Origin of the sequence: Pseudomonas sp. MWU347, assembly GCF_017947305.1 — a bacterium.
GTDB lineage: Bacteria > Pseudomonadota > Gammaproteobacteria > Pseudomonadales > Pseudomonadaceae > Aquipseudomonas > Aquipseudomonas putida_A.
In genome coordinates this window covers 1-427 of sequence record NZ_JAFGZB010000043.1, presented here as the reverse complement: position 1 = coordinate 427, position 427 = coordinate 1, and the positions used below count along the sequence as shown (strand labels likewise).

Here is a 427-nt window from a genome sequence, read left to right as displayed (position 1 = left end):
GCTGGAGAGGGTTCTGGTCAAGCTGGATCGCCCGGGCGGTTTCGATGACGACTTTTCCACGCCCGGCAACCAGAACCTGCGCTACCACATTCCCCAAAGCATCATCGACAATGGCGTCGGCCCCGAGGAGGCCGCGGCGGGTGTGCCGATCACGATCCTGCCGTACCCCTTCATGCGTATCAACGACCGTGTAAAGGTGGCGTGGGGCAGCGTAGAGAAAAACGTCCTTGTCGAGCAAAAACATATTGACGACCCCGACGACAACCCGCTGGTCGTGACCATCGATCAAGCACTGATCGAGGAGGCGGGCGACAGCGCCGGGGTGATGGTGATGTACCAGGTGATCGATGAGTGTGGCAACTATCCCGATCCACGTTCCCTATGGTCGGCGCCAACCCGAGTCGTGGTGGATCTGAAAGGAAATCGG

Annotated in this window: 1 pseudogene; it reads left to right on the top strand. The window is 59.7% G+C overall.

Annotated elements, in window-relative coordinates:
• Nucleotides 1–427: pseudogene (locus KCG87_RS27385) on the top strand (hypothetical protein); the annotation flags it as partial.